This is a genomic window from Gilvimarinus algae, from assembly GCF_030518215.1.
Taxonomy (GTDB): domain Bacteria; phylum Pseudomonadota; class Gammaproteobacteria; order Pseudomonadales; family Cellvibrionaceae; genus Gilvimarinus; species Gilvimarinus algae.
Map to the genome: position 1 here is coordinate 245845 of NZ_JAULRT010000032.1, position 14505 is coordinate 260349.

At 55.7% G+C, this 14505-nt stretch carries 14 protein-coding genes; 7 read left to right on the top strand and 7 right to left on the bottom strand.

Translation table 11 applies throughout. The annotated features are described in order from the left end of the window. Position 1 precedes the first annotated feature (1 nt). Complete coding sequence (hldE, locus tag QWI16_RS02480) at positions 2 to 1432, top strand: bifunctional D-glycero-beta-D-manno-heptose-7-phosphate kinase/D-glycero-beta-D-manno-heptose 1-phosphate adenylyltransferase HldE (RefSeq protein ID WP_302711145.1); 1431 nt, start codon at positions 2 to 4, stop codon at positions 1430 to 1432. A 161-nt stretch (positions 1433 to 1593) separates the two neighbouring features. After that, a complete protein-coding gene (locus QWI16_RS02485; protein WP_302711146.1) occupies positions 1594 to 2484 on the top strand; it encodes a glycosyltransferase family 9 protein in 891 nt (296 codons plus the stop codon). A gap of 8 nt (positions 2485 to 2492) precedes the next feature. Here QWI16_RS02485 and QWI16_RS02490 read toward each other — a convergent pair whose 3' ends face one another. From QWI16_RS02490 to QWI16_RS02515, 6 genes are all read right to left on the bottom strand, one after another. Further along, a complete protein-coding gene (locus QWI16_RS02490) occupies positions 2493 to 3164 on the bottom strand; it encodes a hypothetical protein (protein ID WP_302711147.1) in 672 nt (223 codons plus the stop codon). 61 nt (positions 3165 to 3225) lie between these two features. Beyond that, positions 3226 to 3579: a gamma-butyrobetaine hydroxylase family protein gene (locus tag QWI16_RS02495; protein ID WP_368045274.1), complete on the bottom strand. Its 354-nt coding sequence runs from the start codon at positions 3577 to 3579 to the stop codon at positions 3226 to 3228. A 23-nt stretch (positions 3580 to 3602) separates the two neighbouring features. Next, positions 3603 to 4919 (bottom strand): ATP-dependent protease ATPase subunit HslU, encoded by a 1317-nt coding sequence (hslU, locus tag QWI16_RS02500; protein WP_302711149.1) that lies wholly within the window; start codon positions 4917 to 4919, stop codon positions 3603 to 3605. 14 nt (positions 4920 to 4933) lie between these two features. Beyond that, a complete protein-coding gene (gene hslV / locus QWI16_RS02505; protein WP_302711151.1) occupies positions 4934 to 5473 on the bottom strand; it encodes an ATP-dependent protease subunit HslV in 540 nt (179 codons plus the stop codon). Between the two features lie 118 nt (positions 5474 to 5591). After that, complete coding sequence (locus QWI16_RS02510) at positions 5592 to 6164, bottom strand: SPOR domain-containing protein (RefSeq protein ID WP_302711152.1); 573 nt, start codon at positions 6162 to 6164, stop codon at positions 5592 to 5594. 126 nt (positions 6165 to 6290) lie between these two features. Beyond that, positions 6291 to 8495: a primosomal protein N' gene (locus tag QWI16_RS02515; RefSeq protein WP_302711153.1), complete on the bottom strand. Its 2205-nt coding sequence runs from the start codon at positions 8493 to 8495 to the stop codon at positions 6291 to 6293. A gap of 234 nt (positions 8496 to 8729) precedes the next feature. Between QWI16_RS02515 and rpmE the strand changes: the two genes are divergently transcribed. After that, positions 8730 to 8948, top strand: coding sequence for a 50S ribosomal protein L31 (gene rpmE, locus QWI16_RS02520; protein ID WP_302711154.1), 219 nt, complete (start codon positions 8730 to 8732; stop codon positions 8946 to 8948). Positions 8949 to 9052: 104 nt separating this feature from the next. Here the strand turns inward: rpmE and QWI16_RS02525 are convergent, their stop codons facing one another. Next, positions 9053 to 11533 carry a penicillin-binding protein 1A gene (locus QWI16_RS02525; protein ID WP_302711155.1) on the bottom strand — a complete coding sequence of 827 codons (2481 nt, stop codon included), beginning with the start codon at positions 11531 to 11533 and terminating at the stop codon, positions 9053 to 9055. A gap of 155 nt (positions 11534 to 11688) precedes the next feature. Here QWI16_RS02525 and QWI16_RS02530 point away from each other — a divergent pair, with 155 nt between their 5' ends. The 4 genes from QWI16_RS02530 to QWI16_RS02545 are packed head-to-tail and all read left to right on the top strand — an operon-like array spanning position 11689 to position 14477. Beyond that, entirely contained in the window at positions 11689 to 12756 is a 1068-nt protein-coding gene (locus tag QWI16_RS02530; RefSeq protein WP_302711156.1) for a pilus assembly protein PilM, read from the top strand. Beyond that, positions 12756 to 13334: a PilN domain-containing protein gene (locus tag QWI16_RS02535; RefSeq protein WP_302711157.1), complete on the top strand. Its 579-nt coding sequence runs from the start codon at positions 12756 to 12758 to the stop codon at positions 13332 to 13334. The genes QWI16_RS02530 and QWI16_RS02535 overlap by 1 nt, the downstream gene beginning before the upstream one ends. Further along, complete coding sequence (locus QWI16_RS02540) at positions 13334 to 13951, top strand: type IV pilus inner membrane component PilO (RefSeq protein WP_302711158.1); 618 nt, start codon at positions 13334 to 13336, stop codon at positions 13949 to 13951. Before QWI16_RS02535 ends, QWI16_RS02540 begins: the two co-directional genes overlap by 1 nt. Then, positions 13938 to 14477: a pilus assembly protein PilP gene (locus QWI16_RS02545; protein WP_302711159.1), complete on the top strand. Its 540-nt coding sequence runs from the start codon at positions 13938 to 13940 to the stop codon at positions 14475 to 14477. Before QWI16_RS02540 ends, QWI16_RS02545 begins: the two co-directional genes overlap by 14 nt. The last annotated feature ends 28 nt before the right edge of the window (positions 14478 to 14505 follow it).

The following is a 14505-nucleotide window of genomic DNA, read 5'->3' on the forward strand; positions in this document are numbered from 1 at the left end:
TATGCAATTACCCATGCCGCGCTTTGATCGTTCCCAAATTCTGGTGGTAGGCGATGTCATGCTCGACCGCTACTGGCATGGTGAGACATCGCGCATATCCCCTGAGGCGCCAGTGCCCGTGGTTAATGTCGAACAGACAGAGGACCGGGCCGGTGGCGCGGGTAATGTGGCTTTGAATATCGCCGCTTTGGGGGCTGGTGCTTCGCTGCTGAGCGTCGTCGGTGATGATGAGGCCGCCGGTGTGCTCCGTGGTCAGCTTCAGGCGGCTGGCATTGCCACCAGATTTCAAGTGTCCGGGGATAAGCCCACCATTACCAAGCTGCGTGTGATGAGCCGGCATCAACAGTTGCTGCGGCTGGATTTTGAGGCCCCATTTGATCCCGCCGATTCCAGTGAGTTCGCCGAGGCGGTCGGTCAGATGATCGAGCAAGTCGGTGTGCTGGTTTTATCCGATTATGCCAAGGGGAGCCTTGCTGACAGCCAGACTCTGATCTCGCTTGCACGCCAGGCCGGTGTTCCGGTGCTGGTGGACCCCAAGGGAACCGATTTCTCCCGCTATCGTGGTGCCACTTTGCTGACGCCAAATTTGCATGAGCTGGAAGCCGTGGTGGGTGCCTGCCGGAATGAGCAGACGCTGGTTGAAAAAGCATCGCAGTTGATGAGTGAGTTGGACTTGCAGGCGCTGTTAGTCACCCGCGGTGAACAGGGCATGACCTTGCTGCGCCCAGGGCTTCCCGAGTTGCATCTGCCGGCGCGGGCGCGTGAAGTTTTTGATGTGACTGGCGCCGGCGATACAGTGATTGCCGTTTTGGCTTCATCGGTGGCGGCAGGGTATTCGTTACCTGAGGCCACCGGACTTGCGAATATAGCCGCCGGCATTGTAGTTGGCAAATTGGGTACCGCTACCATCAGTGGTCCGGAGCTGCGTCGTGCCGTAGGGCAGGAAAAGGGTGTGGAGCGCGGTGTCGTCAGCGTCGAGCAGTTGCTAATTGCCCTGGATGAAGCACGGCAACAAGGTGAAAAGATAGTCTTTACCAATGGCTGTTTCGATATTATTCATGCTGGCCACGTCGGCTATTTGGAGCAGGCGCGCGAGCAGGGTGACCGACTAGTGGTAGCCATTAACAGCGATGAGTCCGTGGTGCGGCTTAAGGGGCCGTCACGGCCTATCAATCCGGTGGAACGTCGTATGGCGGTCTTGGCAGGTCTTGAGGCGGTGGATTGGGTGGTCAGTTTTACGGAAGATACACCCGAGAATCTACTGCGTGAGTTGCGACCTGACGTTTTGGTCAAAGGCGGCGACTACACTGACGAGCAGGTGGTCGGCTGGGAAATTGTCAAGGCCTATGGCGGCGAGGTGGCTGTGCTTAAATTTTATGAAAATTGCTCGACCACTGGTATTATTAAAAAGATTCACGAAAAATCGCAGTAGAGAATCATCGCCCCCTAGGGGTGGCGTTTAAATACACAACACTTTCCAATATCGATAACAAAAAAATTCCACAGCGGCCAAACGCCAAACGGCCGCTGTGGAATTTTTTTGTTTTCAGTAAGACTAATTTATTCCAGAAGTTATAGTACAGGACGTATTGTATGGCCAAGGCAATAGCGTTTGTCAGTAGTGACCGTTTGGGCGACTCCCTGATTGGTATGGTCACGGTCAATAATTTACAGCAGGCGGGCCACGAGGTGATTGTGTTCAGTGATTACCTGTTCCAATTGCGTTGCTGGTTTCCCGGTTTTACTATTCGTCCCTACCCCAAAAGTTTTGCCGCCACTAGTGACTGGCAGGACTTTGACAAAGTGCTGGTGTTATTTGACCGGCCCTATGTGAGCGAGCTGCGCTCGCACCACCCTCGGGTTGAGGTAATGAGTGATTCTGAGTTGTTCCGTACCCCACAGCCTATGGTAGACATTCAAATGGCTTACTGCCGACGTTACTGGGGAGTAGTCGATCCAGTGCGGCACAATGGCATCATGGCAGCTACGGTGGGTTCCGTTGATGTCATAGATGGGCGAATAGTGATTCATCCGACCTCGGTAGACCCCTTTAAAGTCTGGCCTCAGGATAAGTTTTTACAGCTGGCAAGTGACTTGCTGGCCGAGGGTTTTGAGCCGGTGTTTGTGGTGGCACCCAGTGAAAAGGGTGCTTGGTGCTCGGCAGAAGCCGCGGGCTACAAAGTAATGAGTTTTGATTCCCTGTCCGATGTGGCCGGTTTTCTCACCCGTGCCAATTACTTTATTGGCTGCGATTCAGGTCTTGGGCATTTGGCGTCGTGCCTCGGAGTTCCCACGGTCTCCATTGCTATTCGCCGCGGCACCGCGCGCCTGTGGGCACCGTCCTGGCACATCAGCGAAGTGGTATTGGCGCCTTCATGGCTGTTTTGCCGGCCATTGAAAACCCGCTATTGGAAGCGTGCTCTAGGCCCCAAGCAAGTTATGAAAAGTTTTCGGCGTTTGGTGGCTCGCACCGAGATCGCCTAGGTCGCGAACTAATGCCGCAAGTAGACACGGCGGTAGGCCAGAAAAGCGAGCATGAGAGTCACGGGTACACCGAGCTCAATCACCTCCTCGGTAATCGTGGTGAGCACCTCACTGTGATGCGGTAGGTGAATGCCAAAGTCGGCCAGTTTGCGGGCGGCGCCATCCAGAGCCCGGGCAATGATCAGCATGGCTCCGGCGAAGCCGGTGATCAGGGATACCGCCTCCAGCCGCAGAACACTGCCGAGCAGGGTGCGGGCATAGCGACGAATCAGGGTGATGAACAGCGCCACCACGGCCAGGATCACCAACAGAGTAATGCCCTTTTCCAGGATAGAGACGTCCGGTGCACGCAGGGTGGCGGATTTGAATAGCCCATACGTCGAAAAGCGCTTGTCAAAGTCCATCTCCCGCAGCCCCAGCAGAGTGACCGTGATAATCAGTGGCCAGTGGTGGCGGACCACATGGGAGCCTCCCAGGCACACCATCAGCGCGGCGCAGACAAAGTAGCCCATGGCCGAGGCAAAATCGATGGGGCCGCCTTCGCGCGCTGCCTGCATTGCGGCGACATCCCCGGCGCTGATGTAGTAGTACACCGTTACGGCGATGGCGATGATGACCATGGCCAGCAACAACAGATAGCGCAGTGGACGAAGGGGTAGGGCGTTGGTTGTGGTATTCATTCAGGCGCGCCAGTTGGAAGTTTTGGCCTGCTATTGTAGCCATCTTGCCCAAAATTGCGAGTTAAGGGACGAAGCGCACCGCACGAGTGTCTGGGTCGCGATCTAGCCCCGCTAGCGACAGCGCCTCTTCATACTCGCGCCAGTAATCCTCTTTGTGCTGGCAAAACGCGCGCAGCATATCCCAGGTATAGATACCGGTGTTGTGCCCGTCGTCAAAGCTCAGCTTGATGGCGTAATTGCCTACAGGCTCCAGCTTGAGAATGGTGACCAGACGTTTGCCGTATTGCAGTTTGGCCTGGCCTGGTCCGTGGCCTTTGACCTCGGCGCTGGGGGAATGCACCCTCAAAAACTCGGCGCTCAGGCGATAGTGTTCTGCGCCGAACTGGATTTCCAGCTCGGCGCTGTCGCGGTGCAATTTTATTTTGCTGGGCGCATTCATCAGAGAATATAGCGGCTCAGATCTTCGTTTTTAGCTAATTCACCGAGGTGGTTGTCGACATAGCCGGCGTCGATCACAAACCGCTCGCCATCGCTGCCAGCGTCAAAGGAAATTTCTTCCAGTAAGCGTTCAAGCAGGGTGTGCAGGCGTCGTGCACCAATGTTTTCGGTGCGCTCGTTCACATCAAAAGCGGTTTCGGCGATGCGACGAATTCCGTCTTTGGTGAACTCGATGTCGACGCCTTCGGTTTTTAACAGCGCTTGCTGCTGCTCGGTGAGCGATGCCGAGGGCTCGGTGAGAATCCGCTCAAAGTCGTCCGGTGTCAGAGCGCTCAGCTCCACCCGAATGGGCAGCCGGCCCTGCAGCTCTGGAATCAGATCCGAAGGCTTGGATAAGTGAAAGGCTCCGGATGAAATAAACAGGATATGATCGGTTTTGACCATGCCGTGTTTGGTGCTGACGGTACAGCCCTCAATAAGCGGCAGGAGGTCCCGCTGCACGCCTTCGCGGGAGACATCGGCGCCGCTGGTTTCGCCGCGCTTGGCGACTTTATCGATTTCATCAATAAAGACGATGCCGTTTTGCTCCACGGCCTCAATTGCCATGGATTTAATGTCGTCATTGTTAACCAGGCGTGCCGCTTCTTCTTCCTGCAACACTTTCAAGGCTTGCTTGACGGTCATTTTACTGGTGTGTGTTTTACCGCTGGACATGGAGGAAAACATGTTTTGTAGCTGGTTGGTCATCTCTTCCATACCGGGTGGCGCCATGATCTCAACACCGACCGGGGTAGCCGCAACGTCCACTTCGATTTCTTTGTCGTCCAGGTCGCCCTCGCGCAGCTTCTTGCGAAATACCTGGCGGGTGTTCGCGCCTGATTCAGTGTCGCTGTCGCCCCGTGCTTTGGGTAAAAGGGCGTTGAGGACACGCTCCTCAGCGGCCTCGGCGGCGCGTACCTCTACGCGCTTCATGGCCTGCTCGCGCTGCATTTTAATGGCGCTTTCCACCAGGTCACGAATAATGGATTCCACGTCCCGGCCGACGTAGCCGACTTCGGTGAACTTGGTGGCTTCCACTTTGATAAACGGGGCGCCGGCGAGCTTGGCCAGACGCCGGGCGATTTCGGTTTTGCCGACCCCCGTGGGGCCAATCATCAAAATATTTTTTGGGGTGATTTCACCGCGCAGATCCGGGGCGACCTGCATGCGCCGCCAGCGGTTTCGCAGCGCTATGGCGACCGCGCGCTTGGCGTCGCTCTGGCCAACGATATGGCGATCGAGCTCGTGAACAATTTCACGGGGAGTCATGCTGGACATAGAAGCACTCGCTGTCAGTATTCCAGAGATTCAATCGTCTGGTTGTGGTTGGTATAGATGCAGATGTCGCCGGCGATAGACAGACCCTTTTCGACGATGGCGCGGGCGTCGAGCTCGGTGTTGTCGAGCAACGCGCGCGCAGCCGACTGCGCGAAGGCGCCGCCTGAGCCTATGGCGATGAGGTCGTCTTCGGGCTGAATTACGTCACCGTTGCCGGTAATGATCAACGAGGCCTCTTTGTCAGCAACAGCCAGCAAGGCCTCCAGGCGGCGTAGAGAGCGCTCTGTGCGCCAGTCCTTAGCCAGCTCTACGGCCGCCCGGGTCAGCTGGCCGTTGTAGGCTTCTAACTTGGCTTCAAAGCGCTCGAACAGGGTAAAGGCATCAGCGGTGCCGCCGGCAAATCCGGCCAGCACTTGGTCGCGATAAAGTCTACGGACCTTACGCGCGTTGCCTTTCATGATGGTGTTGCCCAGTGAGACCTGGCCGTCGCCGCCGATGACAACGGTGTTGCCCCGGCGCACGGAGAGAATGGTGGTACCTCGGTACTGTTCCACGTCTTGTCCTTTACATCTTGGCTGGTGGATTGACCGGGCGTGTGCCGTACACCCGGTGCCGGCAGAGGCGGCAGCTAGACCGTTAGGATGGGGGCGCGGTGACGTTTTTCAAGCGCACTTAGCCCTCGGGCTTGCGTTTGAGCACCAGAGCGTTATAGCGGTTGGACACCAGAGTCGAGCGCGCTTTCGACATGCGGCTTGGGTTGTCAAAGGGGCCGACAACCACTCGGTGCCAGCGCTCGCCACCGCGGATAGTGACTTGCTCGGTGTAGGCGTCCAGATTCAGGAGCAGCAATTGGGCCCGCAGGTTGTCTGCGTCTTCGCCGCGGCGAAAGGAGCCTACCTGCAAGAGATACTCCACGGGCGTCTCCGGTTCGCTGGCGACTTCGCTCGGCTCGGTAGCGGGAACAATCTCTTCGCTTTCCTGCAGCAGCTTATAAAAATCAAAGCGCGGCTTGGGCAGCTCCTCCTTTGGCTCGGGTTCGGTTTGTTGAGTTTCAAGCACGGCGGCGGCAGGGGTTTTGGGTTGAGACAGCCCCTCGGCGGGAGAAATGCCCGCCAGGTACACCAAAAACATCACAAAAGCACCCAGCACCGAGCCGATAAAGAGCCATACCCACCAGGGGACCTGGGAGCGCGGCGGGGTTTTTTTGCTGGCAGGGCGCTTATTTTTGGCGTAATCGCGGGTCATGGAGGGCGCTCGGGTAAAAGGCGGTATTTTACGGTTGTGCCCTCGTCTTTCGCAATGAGGGATTCTTCACGCCGCAGCTATGCAAGATTGTCGACAAGGCTTTATCGGTAACACAGATGTGAAACTCTAGCTCATATCCTGAGGGTCGATGTCCAGGGACCAGCGCAGCGCCCGTTGCCAGCGGCCGGCCTCAATGGCGCTCACTAGCGCTTGTAAAAATTGATGCAGCGCGCCGCGCGACTCGGCTTTGGCTTGCAACTGGTAGCGGTAACGCTGTCCGCGTTTTTCCATCAACGCGGGCATGGGGCCCAATAGTTGGACCTTATGCGTTAGTGCGGCCGCCTCCACCTGCTGCCTGAGCTGCTTGAGAAAGCTCTGGGGTATCTCGGCGTTGGGGGCGTCGGCGCGCACCAGCGCCAAGTGGGCAAAGGGTGGCATGCGGGTGATATCCCGCTCGCTCAGGAGCGCCTGGGCAAAGGCGCCGTAACCCTGATGCACCAACAGTTGCAGCAATGGATGCTCGCGATTGCGCGTTTGCAAAATAACCTGCCCTGCCTTATCGGCGCGCCCAGCGCGCCCGGCGACTTGGGTGATCAGTTGACCCATGCGCTCCGGACCACGAAAATCGGCGCTCAACAGGCCGCCGTCGACATCCATAATGATCGCGAGTGTGACGTCGGGGAAGTGATGCCCTTTGGCGAGCATTTGTGTCCCCACCAGAATACAGGCTTCGCCAGAGTGAATTTGCGCCATGAGCCGCTCGAGAGCGTGTTTACTGCGCGTGGTGTCGCGGTCAATGCGGAGCACCGGTGTCTGCGGGAAGTTGGCTTTGAGAAACTCTTCGCTGCGTTCGGTGCCGAGTCCCAGCGGTACCAGCCGGTGACTGTGGCAGTGCTCGCAGTGGGAGCTCTGCGGGCGCTGAAAATCACAATGATGACAGTGAAGGTGTCTGGGGTTGTGATGCAAAGTCAGCCGCGCGTCGCAGTGGGGGCATTGCAGTTGGGTACCGCAATCGTGGCACTGCAGTGTGGGGGCATAGCCTCGGCGATTGAGGAACACCAATACCTGATTGCCCGAAGCCAGGTGCGAACCAATGGCCGCCAGGCTCTCCTCTGTGACGCCACGGCTGGCTGGCACGTCATGGCTATCGCTGACGATAATTTGCGGCGTGGCCTGGCTGTTGGCTCTTTGGGTGAGCTGCAGGTGGTGGTAGCGCCCGGCCCGAGCGTTATGCAAACTCTCAAGCGCGGGTGTGGCGCTGCCGAGAATCACGGGAATACCGAGCCGCTGCGCGCGAACGCTAGCCAGATCTCTGGCCGAATAGCGAAAGCCTTCTTGTTGCTTAAAGGACAGATCGTGCTCTTCATCGACGATGATCAGCCCGGGCTTCGCAAGCGGGGTGAAAATGGCGGAACGGGTACCGATGACGATCTGTGCCCGACCCGTAGCGGCGAGCACCCAGTTGTTGAGGCGCTCTCGATCGGTCAGCCCCGAGTGTAAAACAGCTATCTTGGGGCCAAAGCGCCGTCGAAACCGGGCAATGGTTTGCGGTGTCAGGCCGATTTCCGGCACGAGAACTAATGCCTGTGCCGTCGGAGTGACTTTCCGCACTCGCTCGATGGCCTGCAAGTAGACCTCGGTTTTGCCGCTGCCTGTCGTGCCGTCCAGTAAGTGAGCGGCGAATTTTCCAGGCGCCAGAGCCTCCAGCGCGCGAGCTTGCTGCGGGTTTAGCGCCAGAGGTGGCTCCGCGGAGAAGTGATCGAGACTGTCGGGATCTGCGGTGGCGATCAGCCCGCGCTCGTCAAGCCGCTTTAGAGGGTCCCGCGAAAAGCCTTGTTCTTTGAGTGTTTGCCAAGAGGTGGGGCCGTGCTCGCGCAGGTAGACCAGAAGCTCTGCTTGTTTGGGGGCTCGGGGCAGAGGGGTCTCAGGTAGCCCCCGCCCCTCCGGGGTTAAGTCCCACAGGCGGCAGGATTCTTCCGGCTCAAAGCTGGCGTCCTCTCCCTGACGTAAAAGTACAGGGAGTGCAGTTTGAAGGGCTTCGCCCAAGGGGCAGTGATAATAGTCAGCGGCCCAGTGGATGAATGAGAGCAGTTCGCGATCCAAAATCGGTATCGCGTCGATGATCGCGTCAACGGCTTTGACCTTATCCTCATCGACGCCCGGATGGTCAGACTCGCCCATTACCAAGCCGACCAACTGACGTCCGGCAAAGGACACCCTGACCCGGGTGCCGGTATGGGGCGCGGTGAGGCAGGTATCCGGCAGCGAGTAGTGAAACAGCCGGCGTAGGGGCACGGGCAGGGCAACTTGTAGGTAAGGAGAATCGGTCATTCGCGCTATGAGTATCATCGGGCACAGCCGCAAGCTTACTGGATTTGCAGCCTGAGTACAGGTCTGGTTCGCTGTGAGCGGCGAGAGGGTGAAATTTGTACATTTTTCTTGATTTGGCGGGCAGCTGTGGTAGTATCGCCGCCCTCAAATTTGGTATTAACGAGCGTTACCGTGCTCGGAGCCCAGCAACAGGCGGGTTATCGGGTGGCGGTATCCACAACACAGGCCAGAATCATGCAAGCTGATATCCATCCGAATTACACCGACGTTACTGCAACGTGCAGTTGCGGCAACCAGATCAAAACCCGCTCTACCTTGGGTGAAGACTTCCATATTGACGTCTGCTCAGAGTGCCACCCCTTCTTTACTGGTAAGCAGAAAGTTGTTGATACCGGTGGTCGTATCGATCGCTTCAACAAGCGTTTCGGTGGTCGCATCGGCGGTAAGAAGTAAGAGCCTTCTCTGACACTTTGGTCAGACGGGAATAAAAAGCCGGCGCCAGTAATGGTGCCGGCTTTTTTGTGTTTGGATCGTTACCCTTGGCTTGATTGAGGCGTCTAGAACAGCTCCTCCGGCAATACCTCAGGCGAGTTTGTGTCGCCATTGCCTTGGCTTGTGCCAGACAGAGGGGGTAGGTTGTCTACCCGAAAAATTTCGAAGATGGCGTCCGGATCATTGGGGCCGGCCCGTTTTCCCGTCTCTGGATCGATGCGAACAGTGACAATGCCGTCCGGGCGCCGCGCTGGCAGGTCGGGCTTGCCGTCTAGCGCGGCACGCATATAGTCAATCCATATGGGCAAAGCGGCAGAGCCACCGTATTCATTTTGCCCAAGCGGCGTGTAGTTATCGAATCCGAGCCAGGTAATGGTGACAATGTCCGGGTTGTAGCCGGCAAACCACGCATCCCGTGGGCCATTGGTGGTACCGGTTTTGCCAGCAATGTCACTGCGCTCCAATACCCGGGCGCGCCGGCCAGTGCCTCGTGCAATCACGTCCCTGAGCATGGAGTCGGCTATAAAAGCCGTTTGCGGGTCGAGGATGCGCGGGGCCGGGCGGCTCTTCTGGGTGGGGTGCTCGGCCTTGGGCTCACTCACCGCTAGCTCAGCGCCTGGTACGGCCAGCAATTCCTCCAGTGTGCGAGCCTCGAGGGGCTCTGCCTGCTCGGTGGCGCTCGGGGCTTCGGGCTCTTCTTCACAGTCGCGGCATACGGTGGCCGGCTCGGCCTGGTAGGGCGTCTCGCCCTCGATGGTTTCTATTCGCTCAATCAGGTAGGGCTCAACCTTGTAGCCTCCGTTAGCAAAGGCGGCGTAGCCCTCGGCCAGCTCTAACGGCGTAACGTCGTGACTGCCGAGTGCCAGGGACAGGTCATAAGGCAGTGCCTCCTCTTCAAAACCGAAGCGCGCCAGACTCTTGTGGGCGGTCTCCATGCCCAAGGAGCGCAGAATACGGATTGATACCAAGTTGCGCGAACGGTAGAGCGCTGCGCGCATACGCATGGGGCCGAGAAATTTGCCGCCGTCGTTTTCCGGTCGCCAAGTGCCTTCGAGGCTGGCATCCTCAATCACAATGGGCGCGTCATTGATGATAGTCGCAGGGGTAAAGCCGTTTTCCAGGGCGGTGGTATAGATAAAAGGTTTGAATGAAGAGCCGGGTTGGCGTTTTGCCTGGGTGATGCGGTTAAAGTGGCTTTGATTGAAATCAAAGCCTCCCACGAGTGAGATGATGGCCCCATCTGCGGGGTTCACAGAAACGAGCGCCGCTTCGGCAGCGGGCAGCTGAGCCAAATGCCAACCGGCTTGTGTGTCGCGTAGGCGAATAACGTCGGCGGGTTTTAGCACGTCGCTGGTAAACTGAGGCTTTTTACCTTTGTAGTTCTCGTTGATGTAGGGTTGTGCTTCGGACAGGCCCTGCTCCCAGTTTAAAGTGGTGGTGCTGCCATCTTTTAGCATCAGTTCGGCCGATTGCTCGTCGGTGCTGGTGACTACGGCGGGCATCAGCCCGCCGTAAACGGGAATGTCTTTGAGCTGATCAAGCCAACTATCGGGGTTTTCCAGCCCGAGGTTTTGCTCCGGCCCACGGTAGCCGTGACGCTGATCGTAAGTAAGCACCCCTTCAATCAACGCCTTGCGCGCAATTTCCTGTAAGTGAGCGTTTACTGTCGTATAAACGCTGTAACCATCTGTATAAGCACCATTGCCGTAGCGGGATATCGCTTCCTGCCGAGCCATCTCTGCTACATAGGGCGCGTACAGTTCGGGAGTGAGGCCATGGTAGCGAGCGCTGATCGGCTCGTTGCTGGCCTGGCGCCAGCTGGTCTCGTCGATATGACCGAGCTCAAGCATGCGCCCGAGAATCCAATTGCGCCGAATGAGCGCTCTCTCGGGGTTCGCCAGCGGATTGAACGCCGATGGCGCCTTTGGCAGCCCAGCAATCATGGCCCACTGAGCCAAGTTGAGCTCGCCGATGTCCTTGCCGTAGTAAACGTTGGCGGCAGCCTGAATACCGTAAGCCCGATTGCCGAAGTAGATTTTATTGTTGTAGAGCTCGAGGATTTCCTCTTTGCTCAGCTCGCGCTCAATCTGCAGTGCAAGAAGAATTTCGTTGAATTTGCGGGCAAAGGTCTGCTTGAACGTCAGAAAGAAGTTGCGGGCAACCTGCATGGTGATGGTGCTGCCGCCAGACTGGATCTGGCCTGTTTGCAATAATTGTGATGCTGCTCGCAAAAGTCCTCTAATGGACACTCCGTTATGGTCGTAGAATTGAGCGTCCTCGGCTGAAAGTAGAGCTTTTATATATAACGGGGGGATCTGTTTATAGCTAATTGGAGTGCGGCGCTGTTCACCGAATTCACCAATCAGCTTGTGATCACTTGAATAAACCCTGAGCGGGGTCTGTAATTTAACCTGCCTCAGGCTCTGCACCTCGGGCAGCTTGGGGTCCAAATAAAGATAGAGTCCGGCAAATGTGATGGCTGTCACGCCGCAGCCTAAGACGAATAGCCATAAAAGCACCTTGATAAAAGAATATTTTTTAAGCATTTTTTCTATGAGAATTAGAGGGTTAGCGACATTGGCCGGATGAAGGCTGCATTATACGGGGTTTTTAACTGTTTACATACGTACGTTCTTGTTGCAGGCTTAAGTTAAAGTGCTATAACATAAACGACGGCTAAGTTACGGATATAGATAGAAAAATGGGCATTTTCGGATTCTTGGATAAAAAGACCAAGCCGGTGCTGGGGTTGGATATCAGTTCAACCTCAGTCAAGCTCTTGGAGCTGAGCCGCAATGGTGACCGCTATCGGGTGGAAACCTATGCTGTTCGGCCCTTGCCGCCCAATGCGGTGGTGGAGAAAAACATCAACGATGAAGCCGCTGTCGCCGAGGTGGTCAGGGCGCTGGTCAAACAGTCCAAAACCAAGCTGAAGCAAGCGGCCGTCTCGGTAGCCGGCTCTGCTGTGATTACTAAGGTTGTCGAAATGCCGGCCGGTTTGACGGAGGACGATCTCGAAAACCGCATCTATATCGAAGCCGATCAGTACATTCCCTTTCCCATTGATGAAGTCTCCATTGATTTTGAGGTTCTGGGCGAGTCGCCAGAAGACCCGGAATTGGTTGAGGTGCTACTGGCGGCCTGTCGCACCGAGAATGTCGATACTCGTGTCGCCACCTTGCAGCTTGCGGGGCTTGAAGAAAAGATCGTGGATGTTGAGGCCTACGCCATGGAGCGGGCCTTTGAGTTTGTTCTAGAGCAGCTGGAAGATCAAGAGAATCAAGTGGTGGCCGTGTTAGACATTGGCGCCACCATGATGACGCTGAGTGTCTTGGTGGACGGGCGGACGGTTTATACCCGCGAACAGTTGTTTGGTGGTCGCCAGCTAACCGAAGAAATCCAGCGCCGCTACGGTTTGTCCATGGAAGAGGCGGGGCTTGCAAAAAAGCAAGGGGGCTTGCCTGATGATTATCAGTCTGAGGTGCTCGACCCTTTTAAAGAAGCGGTGGTTCAGCAGGTCACACGATCCTTGCAGTTTTTCTTTTCGGCAAGTGAGTACAACGATGTTGACTTTATCGTGCTCGCCGGAGGTGTTGCCTCAATGGAGGGTTTGGTTGAGTTGATCGAAGAGAAGCTCGGTACACAAACTTTGGTGGCGAACCCCTTTGCCAATATGTCTGTGGCCTCTCGGGTCAATGCGGCAGCGCTGGCCAATGATGCACCTTCGCTGATGGTGGCAACCGGGCTGGCAATGAGGAGCTTTGACTGATGGCGACTATTAACCTCCTGCCCTGGCGTGTCCAATATCGGGAAGAAAAGAAGAAAGAATTTATCGCTATTATGGTTGGTGTGGCTGTTCTTGCGCTGCTGGTAGCTTACGTTTGGGTCGCGAATGCCAATGGCCGTGTGGATCATCAACGCCAGCGTAATGACATATTGCAGCAGGAAATTACAGAGCTCGACAAGAAAGTGGCAGAGATCAAGGATTTGCAGCAAAAACGTGAAGAGCTTCTTGAGTTGATGGGTTTGATTCGTAACCTTGAAGGTACTCGCTCCGTCATTGTTCACCATTTCGATGATTTGGTACGCGCCATTCCGGATGGGGTTTTCCTTACATCTCTTGGGAGAACGGGTGATATTATGAGTATCGAAGGGTACGCTGAATCGAACAACAGAGTCTCGAGTTTTATGCGTAACCTTGATGCATCGCCTTGGTATAGCTCGCCGAATTTGTCCTCAGTAGAAGTCGCGCCAGAGCAGGGCGGGCAGGCTAATGCCTTCCAGATGACGGTAAAAACTGTCGTCGCCAAAGAGCTCATGCTTCAGCAAGAAGGGGAGGCTCTGTAATGGCTTTTAAGGATACAATTGAGCAAATCCGGGAGTTTGATTATAACGACCCCAATAAACTTGGGGTCTGGCCCACGCCCACAAAAATCTTGGTGTGTTTGTTCATCGTTGCCGTTGTTTTGATAGGCACCTATTACGTTAAGGTCAAGTCTATTAATCAAGATTTGCTAAGGGCTCAGGCGGAAGAAAGCAATTTACGCAAAACTTTTGAGTCGCGCAGCGCCCAAGCAGCGAACTTGGCAGCTTACAAGGCGCAAATGGTTGAAATGCAGAGTTCATTTGAGTCTCTTCTTGCCCGCCTTCCTTCAGATACTGAAGTCCCTGGGCTTCTAGAAGATATTGATGCTCGTAGTGTAGAGAGTGGGCTGGGCGATCTTAGTCTTGAGCTACAGCCAGAGAGAGATGCAGAGTATTACGTGGAGCTGCCGATTAACATCAGTGTAAAGGGTGGTTATCACGATTTCGGCGGGTTCGTTAGTGGGGTTGCTGGAATGCCCAGGATTGTTACTCTGCATGATTTTTCTATCAAGCAATCTAAGGAAGGCGGTGATCTCGTTATGGAGATTTTGGCCAAAACTTATCACTATCAAGGAGGCGCTGGAAATGAGCAGCAGTAAGCCCTCCTTGGTTGTAATGGTTTTAGCTGCCACCTTGGCGGCTTGTGGTGGCGGCGGTGGTGATCTTGGTGAATTGCGTGACTACATTGAGGAAACCAAGCGCCGCCCTGGAAAACAGATAGAGCCCCTGCCAGTTTTCCGGCCCTTGCCGCCTTTTAGTTATTCGGCGATGACTTTACGCAGCCCTTTTGAACGGCCTGTAGAGGAGTTGGCAAGTGTCAAAGGCGGTAAGTCTGTAGAGCCGGATCTCACTAGGTCAAAGGAATATCTTGAAAATTTCAGTATTACTAATATGAGTATGGTAGGGACGGTTGAGCAAAATGGGACGCTTTGGGCCCTAATAGATACTGGCCCAGGTAGTCAGAGGAGTGTTGAGCCGGTGACTGTCGGCAATTATTTGGGGCGCAATCACGGCAAAATCATTAGTGCATCACCAGTCCAAATAGAGGTGATGGAGATTGTCTCCGATGGCGATGACGGTTGGGTTGAACGTCCTCGTATAATCAAATTACAAGAAAAGGAATAGGCGGTCATGCGTGCTTTGTTCTTAGTGG

Excerpts from the sequence above, each read along its gene's own strand:
- QWI16_RS02515 (WP_302711153.1), bottom strand. The coding sequence starts at position 8,495 with ATGACCGATTCTCCTTACCTACAAGTTGCCCTGCCCGTGCCCCTACGC.
- QWI16_RS02525 (WP_302711155.1), bottom strand. The coding sequence starts at position 11,533 with ATGCTTAAAAAATATTCTTTTATCAAGGTGCTTTTATGGCTATTCGTC.
- hslU (WP_302711149.1), bottom strand. The coding sequence starts at position 4,919 with ATGTCCAGCATGACTCCCCGTGAAATTGTTCACGAGCTCGATCGCCAT.
- QWI16_RS02540 (WP_302711158.1), top strand. The coding sequence starts at position 13,334 with ATGGCTTTTAAGGATACAATTGAGCAAATCCGGGAGTTTGATTATAAC.
- rpmE (WP_302711154.1), top strand. The coding sequence starts at position 8,730 with ATGCAAGCTGATATCCATCCGAATTACACCGACGTTACTGCAACGTGC.
- QWI16_RS02485 (WP_302711146.1), top strand. The coding sequence starts at position 1,594 with ATGGCCAAGGCAATAGCGTTTGTCAGTAGTGACCGTTTGGGCGACTCC.
- QWI16_RS02510 (WP_302711152.1), bottom strand. The coding sequence starts at position 6,164 with ATGACCCGCGATTACGCCAAAAATAAGCGCCCTGCCAGCAAAAAAACC.
- QWI16_RS02535 (WP_302711157.1), top strand. The coding sequence starts at position 12,756 with ATGGCGACTATTAACCTCCTGCCCTGGCGTGTCCAATATCGGGAAGAA.
- QWI16_RS02490 (WP_302711147.1), bottom strand. The coding sequence starts at position 3,164 with ATGAATACCACAACCAACGCCCTACCCCTTCGTCCACTGCGCTATCTG.
- QWI16_RS02530 (WP_302711156.1), top strand. The coding sequence starts at position 11,689 with ATGGGCATTTTCGGATTCTTGGATAAAAAGACCAAGCCGGTGCTGGGG.
- hldE (WP_302711145.1), top strand. The coding sequence starts at position 2 with ATGCAATTACCCATGCCGCGCTTTGATCGTTCCCAAATTCTGGTGGTA.
- QWI16_RS02545 (WP_302711159.1), top strand. The coding sequence starts at position 13,938 with ATGAGCAGCAGTAAGCCCTCCTTGGTTGTAATGGTTTTAGCTGCCACC.